General features: G+C 70.9%; 20 protein-coding genes. 3 read left to right on the top strand and 17 right to left on the bottom strand.

Annotated features, from left to right (window positions below):
• Positions 1–2 precede the first annotated feature (2 nt).
• The 8 genes from FWJ67_RS01530 to FWJ67_RS01565 all read right to left on the bottom strand — a co-directional run bounded on the left by FWJ67_RS01530 (position 3) and on the right by FWJ67_RS01565 (position 9,119).
• Positions 3–788: a nucleotidyltransferase family protein gene (locus FWJ67_RS01530; RefSeq protein ID WP_304174962.1), complete on the bottom strand. Its 786-nt coding sequence runs from the start codon at positions 786–788 to the stop codon at positions 3–5.
• A 27-nt stretch (positions 789–815) separates the two neighbouring features.
• A complete protein-coding gene (locus FWJ67_RS01535) occupies positions 816–1,547 on the bottom strand; it encodes a GntR family transcriptional regulator (protein WP_304174747.1) in 732 nt (243 codons plus the stop codon).
• Positions 1,548–1,608: 61 nt separating this feature from the next.
• Entirely contained in the window at positions 1,609–2,505 is an 897-nt protein-coding gene (gene ispE / locus FWJ67_RS01540) for a 4-(cytidine 5'-diphospho)-2-C-methyl-D-erythritol kinase (protein ID WP_414481741.1), read from the bottom strand.
• A gap of 5 nt (positions 2,506–2,510) precedes the next feature.
• Positions 2,511–3,749 (bottom strand): D-alanyl-D-alanine carboxypeptidase family protein, encoded by a 1,239-nt coding sequence (locus tag FWJ67_RS01545; protein ID WP_304174751.1) that lies wholly within the window; start codon positions 3,747–3,749, stop codon positions 2,511–2,513.
• Positions 3,746–4,924 carry a pyridoxal-phosphate-dependent aminotransferase family protein gene (locus tag FWJ67_RS01550; RefSeq protein ID WP_304174753.1) on the bottom strand — a complete coding sequence of 393 codons (1,179 nt, stop codon included), beginning with the start codon at positions 4,922–4,924 and terminating at the stop codon, positions 3,746–3,748. The genes FWJ67_RS01545 and FWJ67_RS01550 overlap by 4 nt, the downstream gene beginning before the upstream one ends.
• 109 nt (positions 4,925–5,033) lie before the next feature.
• Positions 5,034–6,707, bottom strand: a complete 1,674-nt coding sequence (locus tag FWJ67_RS01555) for a DUF3794 and LysM peptidoglycan-binding domain-containing protein (RefSeq protein ID WP_304174755.1) — start codon at positions 6,705–6,707, stop codon at positions 5,034–5,036.
• Between the two features lie 79 nt (positions 6,708–6,786).
• Positions 6,787–8,100 (bottom strand): peptidoglycan-binding protein, encoded by a 1,314-nt coding sequence (locus FWJ67_RS01560; protein ID WP_414481742.1) that lies wholly within the window; start codon positions 8,098–8,100, stop codon positions 6,787–6,789.
• A 65-nt stretch (positions 8,101–8,165) separates the two neighbouring features.
• Entirely contained in the window at positions 8,166–9,119 is a 954-nt protein-coding gene (locus FWJ67_RS01565; RefSeq protein WP_414482550.1) for a hypothetical protein, read from the bottom strand.
• 143 nt (positions 9,120–9,262) lie between these two features.
• On the opposite strand from FWJ67_RS01565, the gene FWJ67_RS01570 reads away from it, so the two are divergent.
• From FWJ67_RS01570 to FWJ67_RS01580, 3 genes are read left to right on the top strand one after another with little or no spacing between them, the layout of a single operon-like run.
• On the top strand, positions 9,263–9,667 hold the full coding sequence (locus tag FWJ67_RS01570; protein WP_304174762.1) for a LysM peptidoglycan-binding domain-containing protein: 405 nt from the start codon (positions 9,263–9,265) through the stop codon (positions 9,665–9,667).
• Positions 9,660–10,670, top strand: coding sequence for a hypothetical protein (locus tag FWJ67_RS01575; protein ID WP_414481743.1), 1,011 nt, complete (start codon positions 9,660–9,662; stop codon positions 10,668–10,670). The genes FWJ67_RS01570 and FWJ67_RS01575 overlap by 8 nt, the downstream gene beginning before the upstream one ends.
• 18 nt (positions 10,671–10,688) lie before the next feature.
• Positions 10,689–11,297 (top strand): hypothetical protein, encoded by a 609-nt coding sequence (locus FWJ67_RS01580; protein ID WP_414482543.1) that lies wholly within the window; start codon positions 10,689–10,691, stop codon positions 11,295–11,297.
• Between the two features lie 90 nt (positions 11,298–11,387).
• On the opposite strand, the gene FWJ67_RS01585 is transcribed toward FWJ67_RS01580, so the two are convergent.
• The 9 genes from FWJ67_RS01585 to FWJ67_RS01625 form a co-directional block, all read right to left on the bottom strand.
• Entirely contained in the window at positions 11,388–11,657 is a 270-nt protein-coding gene (locus FWJ67_RS01585; protein WP_304174769.1) for a Veg family protein, read from the bottom strand.
• Between the two features lie 157 nt (positions 11,658–11,814).
• Positions 11,815–12,288 (bottom strand): ribonuclease H-like YkuK family protein, encoded by a 474-nt coding sequence (locus tag FWJ67_RS01590; RefSeq protein WP_369686598.1) that lies wholly within the window; start codon positions 12,286–12,288, stop codon positions 11,815–11,817.
• 97 nt (positions 12,289–12,385) lie between these two features.
• On the bottom strand, positions 12,386–13,297 hold the full coding sequence (rsmA, locus tag FWJ67_RS01595; RefSeq protein WP_414482544.1) for a 16S rRNA (adenine(1518)-N(6)/adenine(1519)-N(6))-dimethyltransferase RsmA: 912 nt from the start codon (positions 13,295–13,297) through the stop codon (positions 12,386–12,388).
• A gap of 23 nt (positions 13,298–13,320) precedes the next feature.
• On the bottom strand, positions 13,321–14,367 hold the full coding sequence (locus FWJ67_RS01600; protein WP_414481746.1) for a ubiquitin-like domain-containing protein: 1,047 nt from the start codon (positions 14,365–14,367) through the stop codon (positions 13,321–13,323).
• Entirely contained in the window at positions 14,364–14,576 is a 213-nt protein-coding gene (locus FWJ67_RS01605) for a hypothetical protein (RefSeq protein WP_414481747.1), read from the bottom strand. The genes FWJ67_RS01600 and FWJ67_RS01605 overlap by 4 nt, the downstream gene beginning before the upstream one ends.
• The gene (locus tag FWJ67_RS01610) at positions 14,573–15,979 is read right to left on the bottom strand and encodes a replicative DNA helicase (RefSeq protein ID WP_304174780.1); all 1,407 of its coding nucleotides are present in this window, start codon (positions 15,977–15,979) and stop codon (positions 14,573–14,575) included. The genes FWJ67_RS01605 and FWJ67_RS01610 overlap by 4 nt, the downstream gene beginning before the upstream one ends.
• Positions 15,969–16,772: a DnaD domain protein gene (locus tag FWJ67_RS01615; protein ID WP_304174783.1), complete on the bottom strand. Its 804-nt coding sequence runs from the start codon at positions 16,770–16,772 to the stop codon at positions 15,969–15,971. The genes FWJ67_RS01610 and FWJ67_RS01615 overlap by 11 nt, the downstream gene beginning before the upstream one ends.
• A gap of 50 nt (positions 16,773–16,822) precedes the next feature.
• Entirely contained in the window at positions 16,823–17,971 is a 1,149-nt protein-coding gene (locus FWJ67_RS01620; protein WP_304174964.1) for a sensor domain-containing diguanylate cyclase, read from the bottom strand.
• Positions 17,971–19,611, bottom strand: a complete 1,641-nt coding sequence (locus tag FWJ67_RS01625) for a tetratricopeptide repeat protein (RefSeq protein ID WP_304174785.1) — start codon at positions 19,609–19,611, stop codon at positions 17,971–17,973. The genes FWJ67_RS01620 and FWJ67_RS01625 overlap by 1 nt, the downstream gene beginning before the upstream one ends.
• Between the last annotated feature and the right edge of the window lie 71 nt (positions 19,612–19,682).

Consider the following 19,682-nt stretch of genomic DNA (forward strand, 5'->3'; position numbering starts at 1 on the left):
GGTCACGACCGCCCCGGCGACAGGGCCCGGGCCTCGAGAACCTCCCGGACCAGGGCCAGATCACTGGGTTTGTCGACGTCCACGCCGATCTCGGGGTAGGGGGTGAAGACAGCCCGGCCCCGCAGGCCCAGAAGCTTCTCGATGCGCCGGGCCACGTCGTCGGCCGACAAGGTCCGGACCGCCGCCTTGACCAGGACCCGCGGGCCCAGGAGCCTGCTCATGCGCAGGGGGTGCTTGCGGAGGCTGATCATCTCCGTCAGCAGCCCTTGGGACCGCTGGAGCGCGTCGGCCCGGACCAGGAAGAGGTTCCCACCGGTGACGGAGCCGTCCTTGAGCCGGACGTAGGTCCGCTCCACCCCGGGGAAGACCTCTTCGCTCCGCTCCCGCAAGACGACAGGGTAGTAGACGTCCAGGTCCCCCATGGCCCAGCACCGGTTGAGGAAGTCATCAACCGCCTCCGGGGTGAGCAGGGGGATGTCGGCGGTGCTCACAAGAATGTGGCGGGAACTGCCTCGCGCCCCCAGGGCGTCCACCCCGGCCAGGAGGTTGGCGAGCACATCCGGGCCGGGGTCGACCCGCTCCGCCCCGGTGACGGTGACCACCACATCCAGAGCGGGCGGGCCCACCACCACCAGCCGGCCCACCTGAGCGCTGGCCTGCAGGGCCTCCAGCACATAGGCCAGCATGGGCCGGCCGCCGATCTCGATCAGAGCTTCATAGGGCTCCGGGCTCACCTCGTGGAGCCTGCCGGTGTTGGGCGCCCCCGCCAGCACCACCGCATCAACCATCACCCGCGCCTCCTCCTCCTGCCGGGATCACGGAGCGTCGCCGGCAACCTCCTCCCGGGAGCGGCGGGCCCGCTCTTCATCGTCGGCCACCAGGCTCATCAGCGCCTGCTCGGCACTCTCAATGTGGGCCTTGGCCGTCCGGCGGGCCAGCTCAGGATCCCGGGCCCGCAGGGCCTCGACCAACGCGTAGTGCTCCTTAAGAGAGATCCGCCGGCGCTTGGGATGGGCCAAGGTCCGGGCCCGGAAGCGCTGGATCTGCTCGCTCAAGAGACTGGTCATCTGGGCGAGCCGGCTGTTCCGGCTGGCCCGGTAGATGAGCTCGTGAAAATGGGTGTCCCGGGCCACCAGTTCGTCCATGTCATCCCCGTCGATGACCTCGCCGATGGCGATCAGCGCCCGCTCCAGCTCATCCAGCTCCTCATCGGTCGCTCGCTGGGATGCGAGTTCAGCAGCCAGGGCCTCCAGCGCCGCCCGGATCTCGAAGACGTCGGCCACGTCCTTCAGGGTGATGTCGGCCACATAGGCCCCCTTGCGCGGGATCATGACGACGAAGCCTTCCAGCTCCAGCTTCCGGATGGCCTCCCGCACCGGGGTCCGGCTCACCCCCAGCTCCTCCGCGAGCTGGATCTCCATGAGGCGCTCCCCGGGATGGAGCTCGCCGGCGATGATCGCCGACCGCAACCGCTCAAAGACCAGCTCCCGCAGCGGCTTGTACTGATCGAGCTTGATCGGAGCGAGCCTTCCACGCCTCTTGCCCACGGCTCGATCCCCCCGAACGCTGACGCGTGCATCCCACTATAGCAGTGGGTTCGAGGCTCGGTCAATCGAACCTCCCCGGCGGCAGGGACCGGATCTGGACGGCCTCGGCCCAGAAACCGGCGGCCGCCAGCTCCCGGGCCAGGTCCTGAGCCCGGGTCGGCTCGGGACAGAGGGCCACCGTCGCCGGCCCGCTCCCGCTCACCACCACCCCCAAGGCTCCGGCCCCGTGCATCCGGCCGATGAGCCCGTTGAGGACGGGCTGGGCCCGCCGGGCCACGGGCTCCAGGTCGTTGAAGAAGGCTCGGCCCAGCGCGGCCAGGTCACCGGCCCGCCAAGCCTCCACCGCCGCCCCCACCCGGACCCGGGCCTGGTCCAGATCGGTCCCCCGGACCCGCTGCCGGTCCAGCTCCCGGTAAGCGGCCGCGGTGGAGATGGGGGCCTCCGGGGGGACGGCCAGGACCAGGTGGAGGGGGGACAACCCCTGAAGAGGCGTCAGGCGCTCCCCCACCCCCTCCATGAGGGCCACCCCGCCCTGAAGGCAGAAGGGGACGTCGGCCCCAAGACGGAGGGCCAGCTCCGCCAGGCGGGGCAGGCTCCAGTTGAGGGCCCAGAACCGGTTGAGACCGAGCAGGACGGCGGCGGCGTCGGTGGAGCCCCCCGCCAGGCCGGCGGCCACGGGGATCCGCTTCTCGATGCGGATGCGGACCGCGGGTTCCCGCCCGGCGGCCGCGGCCAGAAGCCGGGCGGCCCGGTAGGCCAGGTTGGCCTCCCCCTCAGGCACCCCCGCAGCCGAGCAGAGGACCTGGAGGCGGGGCGCTGCCTCGATGGTCACCCGATCCTCCAAGGTGATGGCCGCCGCCAGGCTGACCAGGGGGTGGTACCCGTCGGGACGAGGGTCCCCGACGGCCAAGCAGAGGTTCACCTTGGCCGGCGCGCTCAGGCGGAGGGGTTGGGGCACGGAGCTCATCCGGCCAGACCGAGCAGGGAGCGGATCCCACTCCACAGCCACTGGAGCGCCCCTCCGATGGCCCCCGCCAGGCCGCCCCAGACCGTCCGCCACAGGCGGGTGAAGAAGCCTGCCCGCCCCACGTCCTGGGCGGCGATCACGTCCACCTGAGCCAGGGGCTCGTCCCCCAGATAGGCGACCAGGATCCCTACCCGCTCGCCCCGCTCCAGGGGCGCGTCCACATCCTCCAGCCACTGGACGGCCCGCCGGAGGTCGCCCTGCCGGCCCCGGGGGATGAGCACCGGCAGGTCGGCGGCCGCCTCGACGGTGAAGCGTTCGGGGTTCCCGCTGCGGAGGCGCCGCTCGCCCACCGGCTCGCCCTGGCGGGCGGCGATCACCCGTTCGAAAGCCCGGAACCCGTAGTTGAGCAGCTGGGTCACCTGCTCGTTCCGGTCCTCATCGGACTTGGTTCCGAGGACGACGGCAATGAGCCGGACGCCGTTCTGCTCCGCGGTCGCCGCCAGGTGGTAGCCCGCCTCGCTGGTATGGCCCGTCTTCAGGCCGTCCAGGCCGGGGTACCGGCCCAAGAGCCGGTTGGTGTTGTACAGGACGAACCGGGGCTGGGCGCGAAACTCTTTGGTCCGGATGGAGGTCCACTCCAAGATCTGCGGGTGCTCCAAGATGAGGGCCCGGCTAAGGACGGCCACATCCCGGGCGGTAATCACCGCGGGCCGCTGGCCTTCGGGGACGGGCAAGCCGGTGGCGTCCGCGAAGTAGGTCCCCTTGAGGCCCAGCTCTTCAGCCCGGCGGTTCATCTGCGCCACAAAGGCGGCTTCGGTGCCGTAGAGGTGCTCCGCCAGGGCCACCGCCGCGTCGTTCCCGGAGGCGATGGCCACCGCCTCGATGAGCTTCTCCACGCTCTGGCGCTCGCCCTCGGCCAGGTAGACCTGGGAGCCGCCCATGGAGGCCGCGTGGCGGCTGGTGACGACGGGCTCATCGAGGGAGACCCGGCCCGCGTCCACCGCGTCCAAGACGAGGAAGAGGGTCATGATCTTGGCCAGGCTGGCCGGCGGATGGGGCTCGTCCGCGTTCTTTTCGTACAGAATCTGGCCGGTGTCGGCCACCATCAAGACGGCCGCGGGCGCCTCCACCTCAAACCCTTGCGCGGCTGCCCTCGGCCCCCCAAGACTCAGAAGAAGGATCAAGGCGACAAGGAAGCCTGTCCCCCTCATCGCTCCGGCACGACGCACCATCATTCCCCAACCTCCTCCTGGAGCGCTTCAACGAAAAGCGCCGCAGGCGACCCCTGTAAACCGATCCCCTCGGCCCGGCACTGGGCCTCCAGGGCGACCATGAAGCGGAAGAGGCGTTCCTCCCGGGCCCCAGCGCCCATGTGCCCCACCCGCCACAGGCGGCCCGCCATCTCGCCCACCGAGCCCCCCATCAACACCCCCTGCTCCTCCCAGAGGCGCTGGCGGAACCCCCGCTCGTCCACCCCTTCCGGCACCCAGAAGGCGGTCACCCCCGAGGCCGCGTGGGCGTCAGGGGCAAAGAGACGGAAGCCCGCTCCCCGCAGGGCGGTGCGCACCGCTTGGGCCAGCCGGCGGTGCCGGGCCAGAACCTGCTCCAAACCCTCGGCCAGAACCGCGTCACAGGCGGCATCGAGGGCGGCCAGGAGCGCGGCGGCCGGGGTGTAGGGAAAGGAGCGGTCAGCCGGATCGAGCCAGGTGCGCTTCCACTCCAAGAGGTTGGTGTAGAAGCCAGGGATGGGCTGCCGGCGACGCTCCATCTTCTCCCAGGCCCGGTCGGAGACCGACAGAAAGGCAAGCCCCGTTGGGGCCGACAAGGCCTTCTGGGAAGCGCCCAGGAGGAGGTCCACCCCCCACGCGTCCGTCGCCACCGGATCGGCTCCCAGCGAGGAGACCCCATCGACTATGGTGATCACGTCGTGGGCCCGCAAGACCGGCAGCAGCTCCTCCACCGGGTTCAAAAAGCCTGTCGGCGTCTCGCAGTGGACGAGGGTCGCCACCCGGATCTGGGGATGGGCGGCCAGGGCCGCCTCCAGCTCCTCCGGGGCCGGCGGGCGGTCGAAGGGGACCTCGACCATGACAGGACGCCCGCCGTAGCGGGCCACCAGGTCACCGAAGCCCCGCCCGAAGATGCCATTGCTCACCACCAGGACAGGCTCCCCGGGCTCGACCAGGCTGGCCACGGCCGCCTCCAAACCCAGCATGCCCTCTCCCGTCAGGATCAGTACGGGATGGGCGGTGCCCATGAGGCGCCCCAGCTTGGCGGCCAGCCCCTCGTAGAACCGGACAAAGTCCCCGTCCACGTCGGGGTTGGTCATGGGCTGGGCAAGGGCCCGCCGGACGGGCTCCTCCACCTCCGTCGGCCCCGGGGTCATCACCAAGCGCCGGTGCTCCCGTTTCACCTGGTCCTGTCCTCCTCGCTCGAGCCTCCTTCCATTATTGGCTGCCCTTCCGGGAATTCCTGGCGGGGGCCCGGTGGCGCTCCCGCCAGGTGGCCTGGGGAGACCCGCTTCAGCTCTGGGTTTCCCGGGCCAGACTCCGGGTGCCAGGCAGGCAGATCTTCCTCAGCTGGTGAAGGGCCGCCTCCGGGTCCGCGGCGTCGGCCAGGCCTGGGTTGCAGGCCCGGACCTCCTCCTCGCTCACCCCGTACCGTTGGGCCAGCCCCCAGAGGGTGTCGTCGGGTTCCACCCGGACGAAGATGAAGGTGGCCTCCGGTCGCTCCTCGGCAGGCAGGCTGACCGCCTCGGCCACCACCTCAGGGGTGATCCGGCGGGTGAGCCGCCCCCGCACGACCAGCTGCCCGTGGAGCTCCGTCGTCTCCCGGTTGATCAGGTCGGCCACGGGCTGTTCGACGGTGGCCCAGAGCTCCGCCTCCATGTCGGGTTCCGCCCCGGGGACGGGCAGCTCCACCTCCACCGTGAGGGCCTGGGGCCAGTGGTGGTGGAAGAGGGGCCGGGAGTCATCGTCCACCCGAGCCGCGTAGAGGAGGCTGCACGCCAGGACCACCTTGGCCGTCACCCGGTCGGCCCCCACGTGAACGCTCTCGATCAGGGGCTGGGCCGTCACATCCAGCACCTGCTCGATCAGCGGCTTCCCCCGGGGCAGCTCCAGGACCGCCGTCGTCTCCTGGTGCCGTTCTAGGTCGGCCACCAACTCCACCAGGACCGGCGTCACCTGCCGCTCCGCCACCTCGGCTCCCTCCGCCTGGACCCGTTCGGCCAGGGTGAGGGGGAGCCGCTGGTAGGGCCGGCAGCGGAACCGGGGGTGGGCCTCCACCCAGAGGCGGCGGCCCTGGTCCCGGAGGCTGGCCTCCACCGGCACCGCCAGGGGCTCCAGCTGGAGCTCCATCCCCTCCTGGAGGGTGTTGACGCTCGCCTCCAACTCGAAGGGCGTTTCGGCCTGGAACCGGGCCAGAATCGCCTGACCCTCACCGGGATCCAGGGGGGCGTAGAGGATCCGGTAGCCCATGTCCACCTGGGCCGTGAGGCGCCCTGCCCCCACGTCCACCCGCCCCACCCGGGGCACCGCCTCCACCCGGAGGATGCGCTCCGCGGCGGGATAGGCGGGACTCAGAGCCAGCTCCCCGGCCGTGTGGCCCTCCACCGTCAACTCCGGGGTGAGGCTGACGGCCCGGACCTGGATGGGATCCACCAGGGCCCCGGGAGGCAGGGCCCCTTCCGCCAGGGGAACCCGGCTGGTCTCGTACGCGTAGGCGGCGGCCCGGGCCTCGAGCACCGCGTCCACGTCCAGCTGGCGGCCGCCCGCCGTCAGATCCCACTCCACCTCCCGGACGGCCACATCCACCCGGACGGCGTCTTCGGGACCTACCCCTTCCGCATCGACCAGCAGGGTGAAGGGGATCCCCCCGGGCCACGAGGCGCTGAAGAGCGCCTCCGCCTGACCCCGCAGCCTGGCCCCCTCCCGCTCGGCCTCCCCCAACCGGTCCCGACCCTCGTCGGGAGCCGCCGCGTAGACCGCCCGGACGCTGCAAGCCCCTTCAATCAGAATCCGGTCGCCCTCGGGGTGGGCTCGATACCGGTCAACCTGGACCTCCACCAGGACCATCCGGTGGGCGGGCGGCAGGTGGCCCGGCAGGTTGACCGAACCCTCCACCACCGTCCGGGCGCTGCCCTCGCCCTTGCGCTCACGCACGGTGAGGAGTCGTTCATGGAAGCGCAGCTTCACGGGCTCTCCCCCTCCACAGGCAGGTGCTCGGAGGCCGCGGGCCCCTTGGCCCGCCCCCCGGACTCTCTTCCGTCAACCCCTATGCACCCGCCGCCGGGGGTATGTCCCCTGGGCCCGCCTGGGTGGGCCGCCACGGGTGGAGAGGCCCGGGAAGAAATCGGCTCAGCCGAGGATCCTCCGCCCCCAGGGGCGCGAGGACCACGCCGGCCAGACGGCGGGCCCGCACCTGCTCCAGCAGCCGCTCCACGCTCCGCACCGAGGGGAGCCAGTACTGCTCCACCCGCGACCCCCGCCGGAGCCGGAAGGAGGCTGCCCCCACCTCGTCATCCCACTCAATCCGCCGCCCATGGGTGATCGCGGCCACCTTAGCCTCCCGGTAGGGAACGGGATCGGGTCCTGTCAGGGGCTGATCCTCCCCCTGGGTCCAGCGGAGGGCTTCCAAAGGGAGTTCGACCAGCACCTTGTAGGCGTGCGCCCTCCCAAGGCCTGCCAGCAGCCCGGCGAGAGCGGCGGTGCCCAGGGGTCCCGGTGGGGAGAGCCCCGCCACCGCCCGGCGGGCCAGGATCAGAAGGTGGACCTGCTGGAGGAGGAGGCCCGTGGGGAGATCGTCAGCCCAGGCCGGACGGATCCGGGGCCGGCGGCTCAGGTCGCGGGTGGCCATCAGGAGGCGCCCCCGGCGCTCCAGAAGTGGCCGGAGGGCGGCCAGGAGGTGGACCCACCGCCGCCCTTCCCCGGGCCAGACGGGTTCCAGGTCCAGATCGACCCCGAGAGGCCGGAAGCGGTCTACCACGGAGGTGATGGCGGCCACCAGCGCGCGGCGGGCCCGGCGACCGGGCCCGGACCAGGGGAGGGGGAACTCCTCGGGCCGCCGGCCGGCTTCGGTCCCCTCGCGACCGTTCCCGGCGGGGGCCTCCGCCCCTTGGGGTGGCCCGAAGGTGAGGCGCCAGATCCACGGAGGGGCTGCGGGCGTCCCGGCCCCCGCCTCCGCCAGCTGGTGCGACCACGCCTTCGCGGCCAGCTCGATCCGCGCCGGTTCCCAGCTGGCCAGGCGGCTGGACCAGACAAAGGCACTCAGGGCGGGGTAGGCGCCCGCCCACCGGGCCCACGGGCCGGCCTCGCCTGGGGGCAGGAGGCCCAAAAGGGCTTGGGAGGGGCCCAGCCGGAGGGCTGGCTCCCGGAAGAGGCGGTGCAGTTGGGGGCCGGCGACGCCGTCGGCCACGAGGCCGTAGCGGCGCTGGCACTCCCGGACCGCCTGGCGGGTGAGGAGGCCGTACACCCCGTCGATGGGCCCTGGATCGAACCCCAAGGCGGCCAGGGTCTCTTGCAGGGTGCGGACCCGCTCCCCCCGAGCGCCCAAGGCCAGGACCCGCCCCGGCCGCCACCGCCAGACCACGCCCGCACCCCCTTCCGTACCAACCCACCTTATGAGGCGGAGGGGCGGGCCATGCCCGACCGGCCTCAGACCAGGTCCACCCCCAGCCCGTCCAAGACAGCCCCGATGGGATTGGCCAGGGAGGCCCGGTCCGATCCGGCAAAGAGGAGGCCGACGGCCCGTCGGTCGCTGAGGAGGAGCGCGCCCGAATCCCCTCCTTCGACCATGGGGGTGGTCAGGATCTGCTCCTCAAACCAGACGGGCTCCGCATCGCTCAGGTAGACCACCATGGTCACGTGGACCGCCTGGACCTCCCCTGATGTTAGGGCCGTCGTCCGGCCTGATTTCATCACCTGCAAGCCCGGCTCCGCCCGGGCCACCCCCTGGAGCCGGCCGACCCCCATGATCTCCGGGGAGAGATCGGCGGGGTCGTCGGGTTTGGCCAGGGCCGCATCGACCCGGTTGGCCTCCTGAGGCGGTGCATCGCCGGGCCCGCCGCCCAGGAGCCAGCGCCACCAGGGCGTCCGCCTCGGGGGCCGGCGAAGGGGGATGAAGCGGGCCAGGCTGCCGAAGCGATCCCGTTCCAGATCACCCCCGTCGTGGGGCCCGGGTTGGAGGATGGGGTCGCCTACCTGGGCCCGGCCGTCCCGCCCGTCGGTGCCGTTGGCCAGGACATGGTTGTTGGAGAGGACCAGCCACTCGCTCGTCTTCCGGTCCTTCACCACCGCCCCTAAGGTGCCCGCGGTCACCCGGTAGTGGCCGATGCTCACTCCCCCGGGGGCGGGCCGGAGCCGGTGGGTTCGGAGGGCCAAGGTCCGCATCCGCCCCACCTCGATCACATCCGTGGGGACCGGGCCCACCTGCCGGGGAATGATGGCCTGGGCACCCAACTGGGAAGGGGGCACCTTCTGCTCCACGTAGACGCAGAGGGCTTGCTCCCCCGTGCTTCGGCCCTGCCTCTGCTTCCACCCCACCCCGCAGCCGACCACATTGGGCTTCCGGAGGAGCTGGCGGCGATTCTGGTGGAGAATGGCCAGCATGTCCAATCGTCTCGCCCTCCTTTCCACCGACAGCCTATGAGGCGGGCCCGCCCCTGGTCTCCACAGGGGTTCCCCCGGGCGGCCACCGGGAGCGCTGGCGCATACCGTAGGGGACGGAACGACCAGAGCGGGAGATGAGCGCGGTGGCCTGGAAGAGCGACGGCGTGGAGACTCTCTTCCCAGAGTCCTGGCGCCTCTGGCAGCTGGGGGGTGGGCCTCCACCACCGACGGCCCCAGGGGATGGCCCCGAGACCCGGCGGGACGAGTCGGCGGGACCGCCCCCGTCGGCCGGTGGGGCCCCCCGGCCGGACGGGACCCCGGAGCCCGGCGGGGGCCCCGTCCTCTGGCACCAGGTACAACCCTCGGAGGATTGGGCCGGTCTGGTGGCCCGGTACAACATTGCCGAGCCCCAGGCGCTGCTGGCCGCCAACGGTCTGACCGAGCCCCGGGATCTCCTCCCCGGGGACTGGGTCTGTGTACCCTGCCGCCTGGCCAGGCCTGTCTGGGAGCTCCCCCTGCCCGAGGAGGGTGAGGCTCCCCATGACTAGCCGCCTCTTCCGCTTCCCGCTGGCCCCTCCCCCCGGCCACCCCTTCACCGGCCCCGGAGGGCCTGCCCACCGGGCCCGGGGGGAGGTCCGGCTCCGGGTATGGCCCGACGGGACGGGCGCCCTCCTCACTCGGGCCGAGGGGCTGCGCCTGGCCAACAACGAAGGCGGCTTCTACCAAACCTGGCTGGTGGCCGACCTCCGGGTGCCCCGTCGCCTCGATCCGCTGGACCGGGAGAGGCTCCCCCGGGCCGACCCTCAGGCCAATCAGCCGGGCGGCCTCTTCACCCTGGATGGCCAGCCGCCCCGCGTCCTGGGGCCATCGGCCTCCGAGCGGCCCAACACCGTGTGGCTGGCGGTGCGGGCCGGGGCGTGGGGCACCGACGAGACGGGACGTCAGCCGGGGGCCCGGTGGTTTTTGAACGACTTCAGCAACTGGACCTTCTGGCTGCCCGAAGGCTGGGGCGGAAGCCCCCCACCTCTGGTGGAGGCGGCGGAGGGCTTGCGGGACCCCGATGCCGCGGGCACCCACGCGGTGCGGGGGCTCCCCTCGGGCCTGGCCTTCGAGATCCTGACGGACCTCTTCATCCGGCGCGGGACGGTCCTGCCCGAGGGGCCCCTGGAGCCGGGGCCCAGACTGCTGGCCCTCATGGCGGAGCGGATCGCCCCCTTGGATTCGGACGGGGACGGCCTCCTGGGGTATCCCGACGTGGTGGGGCGCCCCGGGCTCTTCTTGAGCCCCCTCACCTTCCAGCGGGTGGTGGTCACCCGGGAGCTGCCCTCGGCCGCCACCGTCCCCCGGGGCTACCCCTCGACGGCGGCGGTGGTCATGGCCGGCTGGCGGGAGGATGGCGGGTCGGGTCGAGACGGCCTGCTTCCACGGGAAGACGGGGCGGGCGAGACGGCAGGGGAGGCAGGGAAGGCCCCGGACGTGCCGGGGGCGGAAGCGCCCTCGCCCCCCGGAGAGGAACGGACTCCCCGCACCGAGGCGAGCGAGGGGAGATAGCTTGGAGGGGGATGGCCGGTGGACGGTTGGGACGCCCTCGCGGCCCAGCGCCTGGGCCGGGAGCTGGAGCTGCTGGACGAACGGCGGGCGCTGGCCCGCGAGGAGGAAGCCTGGCGCCGGGAAGAAGTTCGCCGCCTCGACGGGCTGGCCGCTCAGCAGTGGGCCCGGGCGCAGGCGGCGGGACTCGACCTGCCCGAGCCAGAGCGGTCCCCGGCGGGCGGGGGGCTGGCCTGGGTGGCCCGGGTGGTGCCCCTCCTGGAGGCCCTGGGTGGGGGCGACGCCTCCCTCGCGAAGCTGCTGGCCTTCCTGCAGCAGTGGAAAGGGGTGGAGACGATGGCACGGGGGATCCAGGGAAGGGGTTCGGCACCGTCGGACCCGGCTGATCTGGCCTGCCTGCTTCGGCACGGGGACCGGGGCGAGGCCCTCCGGATGGCCCAGGGACAACGGCTGGACCGGGAGACGGTCGCCTTCCTGCGGTCGTTGGGGCTGGAAGCCCGGGAAGGGGAGGAGATGACCTCAGCGCTCCGCCGGCTGGCCCGCAGTCTCAGCAGCGAGCAGAAGGCAGAGGTCCGGGCCAAGGCGTCGCAGCTCCTGGACCGGCTGGGGGACTCGGGCGGAGTTCGGTGAGTTCCGGGTCCCTCAGGCCCCGGCCGGGGCCCAAAGGACCAAGACGTCTCTTGCCACCCCGGTGGAAAGAGACGTCTTGTGCTCCACAGGTTACAGGTTGACCACGCCTGCCGGGTCTTCGTCGAGGGTGAGTTCGACGGTGGACGTCAGGAGATCCGCATAGGTGTACGAAAGTCGACGGACCGGTTCCGAACCATCGAGCTTGATCACGAAAAGCTTCGGGTAGGTACTCTCGATGATCCCTTCGGTCTCCAGCACCTTCCGACGCCCGCGGTTGGCCCTGACCTTGACGCGCTTGCCGACGCAGGCTTCGACCCGGGCCCTGATCTCATCCAGGGCGTTGGTTCGGTCGACCGCCAAGGGCATCACCTTCCTGATAGACTGCGGCTGGCCTTATTCTACCACAGGTGACGCCCTTTGTCAAAGGAAACTCGTATTATAGCAGAGCCGCTGAATTGGTGTCAAGGAAGTTCCCGAATGGAGAAAAAGAAAGGCCGGGCTGGACCCGGCCTTCGCCCTACTTGGTGTACTTGTCGGCCACGGTGCTGGCCCCGTACGAATCGGGCTTGATCCGGGCGTCGAAGCCGCTGCCCGAGACCATGCCCACCACTTCCCGGATCAGGTCCCGGGTCTCGCCCCGCTCCCCCACGTCCAGGTGGATCTCCACGTTCAGGTCGGCGTAGCCGTTCTCCGCCAACTTCTCGGTGAGTTGGCTGGCCAACCCCAGGCTGCGGGAGGTCTCATAGTAGATGCGCTGGCGAAGGGACCGCCCCATGGTCTCCCGCTCCCGGGTGTAGTAGTACCGGGCCCCCTTGCCCAGCCGATGGACGATGAGCGCGGTGACGAAACAGGTCACCCCATCGGTGACCTGCGAATCCGTGCCGACGATGATCTTGTATTGGGCGTCGGGCTGCTCTTGAATGTAGGCGATCAGATCCGCGAACGCCTCATCAAAGCTCATACGCCCCTTGCTGGGGCTGACAAAGACCATGGGATCACCGGCTCCCAAGCGCTCTCCGGTCATTATACTTCGAAGAAGGCAGAATCGCAAGGAACCCGGTGGAAAGGCCTGCCCAGCAGCCGGCCGGTTAGAAAGCGAAGAGGGCCTCCGTCAACCGGAGGAACTGGTCCAGCCCCAGGTCTTCCGCGCGGCTCAGGGGATCGAGGCCCGCCTGGGCCAGGGCGTGGTCCACCCCGTCCCTGGACCAGGGCGCGCCCCGGGTCTTGAGGGCCTGGCGGAGGCTCTTCCGCCGCTGCTGGAAGGCCAGACGGATGACGGTGAAGAGCTGCTCCCGGGGGACGTCTTCGGCCCCCGGATAGGGGCGGAAGGTCAAGGCGACCACGGCCGACTCCACCTGGGGGGGCGGCCAGAAGACCGTGGGGGGAACCCGGGCGACGATCTGGGCGTCGGCATGGTAGGTGACCAGGCAGGTCAAAGCCCCGTAGACCCGGCTGCCCGGAGGGGCCGTCAGGCGCTCGGCCACCTCCCGCTGGACCATGATCACGCCCCGCTCCCAGGCCACGCCGCTTTCCAGGAGGCTGGCGAGCACCGGGGCCGTCACCGCGTAGGGGAGGTTGGCCACCACCTTGGCCCGGGGCTCCCCCGCTTCAGGGACGCCCCCGGCGCCTGAACCAGGCTGGCGCGGCGGCAGGGCGTGGGCCTCTTCCAGGAGCCGAGGCCAGTCAGCCCACCGGGCATCCCCTTCCACCAAGAGCAGGTGGGGGGGCGAGCCCAGCTCCTGGCGAAGAATCTGGACCAGCCGGGGGTCCCGCTCCACCGCCACCACCCGGCCCGCGGCCCGGAGGAGCTCCTGGGTGAGCGCGCCAAAGCCCGGCCCCACCTCCACCACCGTCTCGGTGCCGTTGAGGTGGGCCGCGGCGATGATCTTCCGGACGATGTTCTCATCGACCAGGAAGTTCTGGCCCAGATGCCGGCTGGGCCGGAGGTCGTGGGCCTGGGCCAGGGCTCGGACCTTGCTCGGGTGTGCCAGATCCCCCATACCCCGTTCTTGGGCCTGCCCCCTTACTCGTCGAGGATGTAGACCTTGACCCACTTCCGCCCCCAGCGGAGCGCGTCGTCCAGGTCTTCGTAAAGCACGTCGATCCGGTTCCCCTTGATGGCCGCCCCCACGTCGGCGGCAATGCCCAGGCCGTAGCCGGGGATGTAGAGGTGGCTCCCCAGGGGGATGACCGTCGGGTCGACGGCCACCACGCCCCGGCGGGCGACGACCCCCGTGGCCGTGAGGCCGTCGGTGAAGGGCCAGGTGCTCTCAGGCCCCGGGGTGTAAGCGGTCGCCAGCACCTCCAGCACCCGGCGGTACCGCTTGGGTCCTTGGGGGGTCTGGACCACCTGGGTGCTCGTCGGCCGCCGCTGGCCCACCCCGATGATCCGGTGGACGGGATCGGCCACCCGTTCTCGGGCCAGCTCCCGCCGCTCCACCAGCACGCCGTCCTCGTAGCGGAGCTGAACGTGGACCCGATCCAAGCCCTCCCGGCCCTGGCGGATCACCCGGGTGGTGCCGACGGTCATGGTGGGCTCCGCCCAGCGGAGCTCCTGGTAGGGGACCCGCTCCTCCTCCCAGAAGGTCTCGATCTCCACCCGGACCACCTGCACCTCCGCCGGTCCCGGCAGGGGGGTCTCCAACCCAGGGGTGACCTCATCCAGGGGGCCCAAGGCAACCCCGGCCTCGTCCAGAAACTCTTGGACGGTCATGGCCGCCGTCCAGAGCGCCAGCTCCTGGCCGTCCACTTTGAGCACAATAGGGAAGGCCTTCCGGATCTGGATGGTCATCCCGTCCACCACCCGGGTCTCCGGGGCGGGGACCACCCGGTCCTGGGCCTCCAGGTCGATGGCCGCCTGGGCCAGCACGCCGGCGACGCTCGGCCGAAGGGTGGTCACCGTTTGGGAGGTCCCGTCGACGGTGATGGTCACCTCCTTCACCGCCCAGCGGGGCGCGGCCGCGGCCAGGAGCACCACCAGGGCGAGAAAGACGGCTCCCTTCAGGATGCCCAGGGGCCCCCGGCCCCGAGGGGAGCCCAGGTTGAGGTTGGGGCCGACCACTGGCTTCATGTCGTCTCGTCCTTTCCCAGCTGCTTCTTCAGGGCCTGGAACCGGCCGAGCGTCGCCTTCAGCTCGGCCTCGTCCACCTCATCGAGCCGGTCCAGGAGGTCGATGATCGCCTCAAACTCTTCCTCGGTAATCAGGCCCCGCTGCTGGAGCCGTTCGTACGCGGCGATGAAGCGGATCTTCAGCCGCTCCACCTCGAGGTCGGGGGTCATCGGGCCGCCTCCTCGGGGGCCAGCTCGATGAAGCGGGTGAACTCCCGGATGAAGCGGAGCTTGGCCGAGCCCGTCGGTCCCTTGCGCTGCTTGGCGATGATCACCTCGACCTCGCCCTCGGTCCCCTCCTGCTTGGCCCGTTCGGGGTAGTAGTAGTCATCCCGATAGAGGAACATGACCACATCGGCGAACTCCTCGATGTTTCCCGAGTCGCGCAGGTCCGACATGACGGGCCGTTTGTTCTCCCGGGCCTCCACCCCTCGGTTGAGCTGGGAGAGGAGAATGATGGGCAGATCCAGCTCGCCCGCCAGGTCCCGGATCTCCCGGACCATGTCGCCCACCACCAGGGCCCAGTTCTTCGTCGAGGACTCCCGGGGCGGGCGGATCAGCTGGAGGTAGTCGATGATGATCAGCCCCAGGTCGGGATACTGGGCCTTCACTTTCCGGGCCTTGGCCCGGATCTCGGCGGTGGTCAGCCCCCGCCGGTCGACCACCATGATGGGCAGGTGGTACAGCTCGTTGAAGATGCTCTGGGTGGCGGCGAACTTGGCATCGTCCATGCGCGTGGCGTACTCCATGGAGGAGACGGGGGTGTCCGTCTGCTGGAGCCGGAAAAGCTCGCTCAGGACGATGCGGTCCCCGATCTGCTCGTCATCCATCTCCAAGGAGAAGATCAACACAGGGATCTTCCGCTTGGCCACATTGACGGCGAAGTTGAGGGCCAGGGCGGTCTTCCCCATGGAGGGCCGGGCGGCCAGGATGATGAGGTCCTTGGGCTTGAAGCCCGTCGTCAGGTAGTCGATGGCGGGGAAGCGGACCAGGAGGCCGTAGGACTGCTTCCCCTCCCGCCGCTCGGTGAGGCGGACGTAGCACCGGCCCAGGATGTCGACCAGATCCTTCACCTCATCCTCCAGACCCGTCGCTTCCTGGGAGGCTTCGAAGATGATCTCCTGGGCCCGGGCCTGGTACTCGGCCACGCTGGTCTCCGTCTCTTCCAAGACCATCTGCTGGATGGCCTGGGCCGCCTCCCAGAGGCGGCGGCGCGCGTAGGCGGCCATCAAGAGTTCGGTGCTGGGCTCCAGCTCCCCGGGGCTCGTGAAGCTCTCGGTCAGCTCCAGGAGGACCCGCTCGATGTCCGGGAAGGCCCGCTCCTTGCGGAGCTGATCATAAACCCGGCTGTAGGAGATGCGGCCGTGGCTGGTGTAGAGGCTGAGGATGGCGTCGAAGACCTTCCGGGTGGTCCGGTCTTGGAAGTGGTGGGGCCGCAACCGGTCGATGACCGAGTCGATCAGCTCGGGGTACTGAATGAGAATGCCCAAGACCCGGCGTTCCGCCTCGGGATCGCTCAGCCTCCCCCGCTGGGGGGGCCAGGCCTCTCCGACGGGGACAACTTCAGTACTCATCAGGGTAGAGCTCCTTCCATCGAGCAACCTGATCGGGATCGACGGGACGGTAGGCCGCGGCGTTGGCCGACCCCTCGGGGATGGGGTCGCTGCTGCCCCGCTCCGAGCGGCCCCGGCCGGCGGCGCCCATCACCTCCGCGAGCTGGCCCTGCTCGGCCAAATCCTCCAGGGTGCGGATCCCATCGTTGTACCAGTTCCGCAAGATACCCTCGATGTAGCTCATCCGGGGACGGGGCGCCTGGAGGGCCGCCTGGCGGATGGCGACGGCGATCACATCGGCGCTCATCCCCATGGTCTCCAGCCAATACCGGAGACGCTCGTACTGGGCCTCGCCCAGAAGCCCGATCCACTTGTGATAGATGGCCACCACCGCCTGGAGGTCGGCCGCCTCCTCCCGGGCGGCGGCCACCTCCCCGGGCGAGGGGGCCGGGCCCGTCCCGGGCGCGCCGGTGCCCCGCCCATCGAAGGGCCCGGTGCCTGCTGCCCGCCGCTGGCTGGGCCCGCTGCGCAGCCGCCAGCCCCGGGCGGTCCGTTCCAAGAGCCCGGCCGCCTCCAAGGTGTCCAGCCCCCGCCGCACCTCGGCCTCGGCCAGTCCCGTCAACTCGGCCAAGCGCCGCACGGGATCGGTGACGGGCGTCTCCCGGAGGGCCAGGTACCGCAGGGAGACCCAGAGGGCGATGGCCACCGGGCCCACCTGGCGCTGCGTTTCCACGATGAGGCGCTCGGGCACGAGGAGCGCTGCGTCGGCCTCGTCCCACAGGTGGACCCCGGACGAACCACTGGAGCGAATCATCTGGATGCCTCCGCGATCGTTGAACAAGGGGAACGTGAAGAGCGGTCGCCTCAAGGCTGGTTCGCTTCCGGGCCGGGCGAATCCTGCCCTGGGGCCGGTGGGGGAAAGAGGGGGGGAGAAGGGCTCCGCACCGAGGCGACCATCACCCGGTCCTTGCCCGAGCGCTTGGCCGCGTAGGCCATGGCGTCGGCCAGGCGGATGAGCTGCTCCTTGCTGGCCGCCTGGCTGGGGTAGGAGGCCACCCCGATGCTGACCGTCAGGCGAATCCCGTGGCTGAAGGGGGTGGTCCGCACCCGGTGGCAGATGGTTTCAGCCACCCGAGCCGCCTCCGGGGTGTCCGTCCCCGGCAGCACGATGGCAAACTCTTCCCCGCCGTAGCGGAAGACCAGGTCGCCCGCCCGGACGCTCTCCCGGAGCACCTCCCCCAGCTCCCTGAGGATCTGGTCGCCCAGGAGGTGACCGAACCGGTCGTTGATCCGCTTGAAGGCGTCGGCATCCACCATGAGCAGGCTGATGGGCGAGCCACAGGCCTGGGCCTCCCGAATATGGGCGGTCAAGGACTCCTGGAAGTGCCGGTAGTTGTACAGCTCGGTGAGGCCATCGGTGACGGCCAGGCGGGCTGTCTGCTGGTAGAGCCGGGTCGTCTTGACGGCCAAGGCCGCGAGGCGGGTGAGGATCAAGAGGACCCGGTACTGGCCTGGATGGAAAGCGCCCGGTTCCCGGTGGTGGAGGGAGACGACGCCCAGAACCTCCCCTTGGATCATCAGGGGCAGGACCAGCAGAGAGCGGAGGTGGGCCCAGGCGGGCCAGGCCCAGCGGGGTTGCTCCTCCAAGTCGGAGACCAAGAGGGGGTGGCCCGTCCGGAGGACCAGGCCCAGGGGGTGGTCGGACGCGCCCAGGGGCTGGCCGTCCTCCAGGAGCTCGGGCCGCAGCCCCCGCACCAGCATGGGCACCGCATGGGAGCCTTCGTCGGAACGGAGCACGATGGCACAGGCGTCGTAGGGGGCCACCCGGAGGATGGAGTCGGCCAGCATCCCCAGGATGTCGCCCACCTCCGTCGCCTGGGCCAGCACCTCGGTGAACTCGTGGACGGCCAGAAGGTCCAAGAGCCCCCGGTCGACCCGGGCCTTGCCGCCCCTGCCGGAGCTCCGCCGGGAGCCTCCCGCCACCCCCCGCCAGCGCCCCAACAACCGCCTCATCACCCGTTCCCCGCTTCCTCCAACCTTCCGTCCCGCCCCGGTCCGGCCCGCGCCTTGAGCGCTTCCCACTCCCGACGGGCCGGTTCCCAGTCGGGCGCTTCCGCCAGCACCTGGACCAACAGCCTCTCAGCCTCATCCAGTTGTCCCGTCCACCGGGCCAGCCGGGCCAGGTTGAGCCGGTGGACGGGCTCTTCAGGGGCCAGCGCCATGGCCAGCCGGAACTGGGCCGCCGCGTCCGCCGGCCGCCCGCGGCTCATGGCCACCAAGCCCAGACCGGTGTGGGCGGCAGCCAGGGTGGGATCCGCCTCGAGGGCCCGGGTGAAGGCGACCACGGCCCGATCGTACTCCAAAGCCAGGTACGCGGCCATCCCCAGCTCGTAGTTGGCCTCGGCCCGGTCAGGGGCCAAGGCGACGGCCCGGCTGAAAAGGTCTTGGGCCTCCCGCAACCTTCCCTGGGCGATCCGGAGCCGGCCGATCTCCAGGAGGAGGCCCGGCTCCTCCCCCTCCCGGTCCAGCCGCTGGTAGAGCTCGTGGAGCCGGGCCGCGATCGCCTCCTGATCGGCCCCTTCTTCCGCGGCCTGAGCCAGCGGGCTGTTGCCCGCCTTCCGGAAGGCCTCCGACGCTTCGGCCACCCGGCCCGCCTGGTAGTAGGCAAGGGCCAGGTGGCGGTGGATCAGCTCGCCCTGCGGCCCCTCCCCAGCCAGGGCCGCCGCCCGCTCCAACGGTTCCAGCGCCTCCTGGGGCCGCTCGCGGATGAGGCAGATCTCCCCCAGAAGGACCAGGGACTCGAGGAGATGGGGCTGGAGCTTCAGACTCTCCCGGCAAGCGGCCTCCGCCCGATCCAGGGCCCCCTGCTGGAGGTAGAGGCGGGCCAGGAGGGCCAGGTCCTCGGCCAAGGAGGCGTCGACGGTCAGCTCGTACCCACCCGGCACCCGACGGCGAACACGCTCCAGGAGGCCGATGGCCTCCTTGACCTGGCCTTGGGCCGCGAGGATCCGGGCCAGCAGGGCCCGGGCCTCCTGGTAGCGGGGGTGGCGGCGGACCAGGTCCTCGAGAACAGCCCGGGCCTCGTCGTAACGTCCCAGGAGAAAGTAGGTGTGGCCCAGATTCCCCTGGGCGATGTACCCATAGTCGGGATCCAGCTCCATGGCCAGCTTGAACTCCAGGATCGCCTGGGCGAAGCGCCCGCGGAAATGGTAGACAATGCCCAAGTTGGCCCGGGCCGCACCGTAGCGGGGATCTTCGCTCAAGAGCTGATGCCAGAGGGCCTCAGCCTGGTCGAGTTCGCCTTGGAGCAGGTGGAGAACGGCCAGGTAGTTCCGGGCTTCGAGGTTGGTTGGATGGCGGGCGGCCACCGCCTGGAGAAGCTCCCGAGCCTCCGCGACCAGACCGCCCCGCAGGGCGCCCCCGACCACCGCCCGGTACCGGCGCCGGTCGTGGGGGTGGGCCAGCAGGTAGGCCCGGTAGGCCTCCAGGGCCTCGGCCAAGCGGCCACTCCGGAAGAGAAGATCGCCCCAGAGGGCCTGACCCAGGGCCCAATCAGGGGCGTGCTGCACCCAGCCATGGACCAGTTTCAGCGCGCGCTCCAGGTCGACCGCAGCCAGCCACGCAACGAGATGCTCCCATGGGACGACGCCCATGAGGGTTCTCCCAACCCGATTCCCCCGCAGGAGGCCCCGAAGGCCTCCCCCGACCCCACTGCGAAGAGCCC

Origin of the sequence: Limnochorda sp. (assembly GCF_047459355.1) — a bacterium.
GTDB lineage: Bacteria > Bacillota > Limnochordia > Limnochordales > Limnochordaceae > Limnochorda.

Coding starts and splice junctions, on each gene's coding strand:
- FWJ67_RS01545 (WP_304174751.1), bottom strand. CDS start 3,749: ATGATGGTGCGTCGTGCCGGAGCGATGAGGGGGACAGGCTTCCTTGTC.
- FWJ67_RS01600 (WP_414481746.1), bottom strand. CDS start 14,367: ATGAAGCCAGTGGTCGGCCCCAACCTCAACCTGGGCTCCCCTCGGGGC.
- rsmA (WP_414482544.1), bottom strand. CDS start 13,297: ATGGGGGATCTGGCACACCCGAGCAAGGTCCGAGCCCTGGCCCAGGCC.
- FWJ67_RS01565 (WP_414482550.1), bottom strand. CDS start 9,119: ATGCTGGCCATTCTCCACCAGAATCGCCGCCAGCTCCTCCGGAAGCCC.
- FWJ67_RS01625 (WP_304174785.1), bottom strand. CDS start 19,611: ATGGGCGTCGTCCCATGGGAGCATCTCGTTGCGTGGCTGGCTGCGGTC.
- FWJ67_RS01575 (WP_414481743.1), top strand. CDS start 9,660: ATGACTAGCCGCCTCTTCCGCTTCCCGCTGGCCCCTCCCCCCGGCCAC.
- FWJ67_RS01605 (WP_414481747.1), bottom strand. CDS start 14,576: ATGACCCCCGACCTCGAGGTGGAGCGGCTGAAGATCCGCTTCATCGCC.
- FWJ67_RS01590 (WP_369686598.1), bottom strand. CDS start 12,288: ATGGTCTTTGTCAGCCCCAGCAAGGGGCGTATGAGCTTTGATGAGGCG.
- FWJ67_RS01610 (WP_304174780.1), bottom strand. CDS start 15,979: ATGAGTACTGAAGTTGTCCCCGTCGGAGAGGCCTGGCCCCCCCAGCGG.
- FWJ67_RS01530 (WP_304174962.1), bottom strand. CDS start 788: ATGGTTGATGCGGTGGTGCTGGCGGGGGCGCCCAACACCGGCAGGCTC.
- FWJ67_RS01615 (WP_304174783.1), bottom strand. CDS start 16,772: ATGATTCGCTCCAGTGGTTCGTCCGGGGTCCACCTGTGGGACGAGGCC.
- FWJ67_RS01620 (WP_304174964.1), bottom strand. CDS start 17,971: ATGAGGCGGTTGTTGGGGCGCTGGCGGGGGGTGGCGGGAGGCTCCCGG.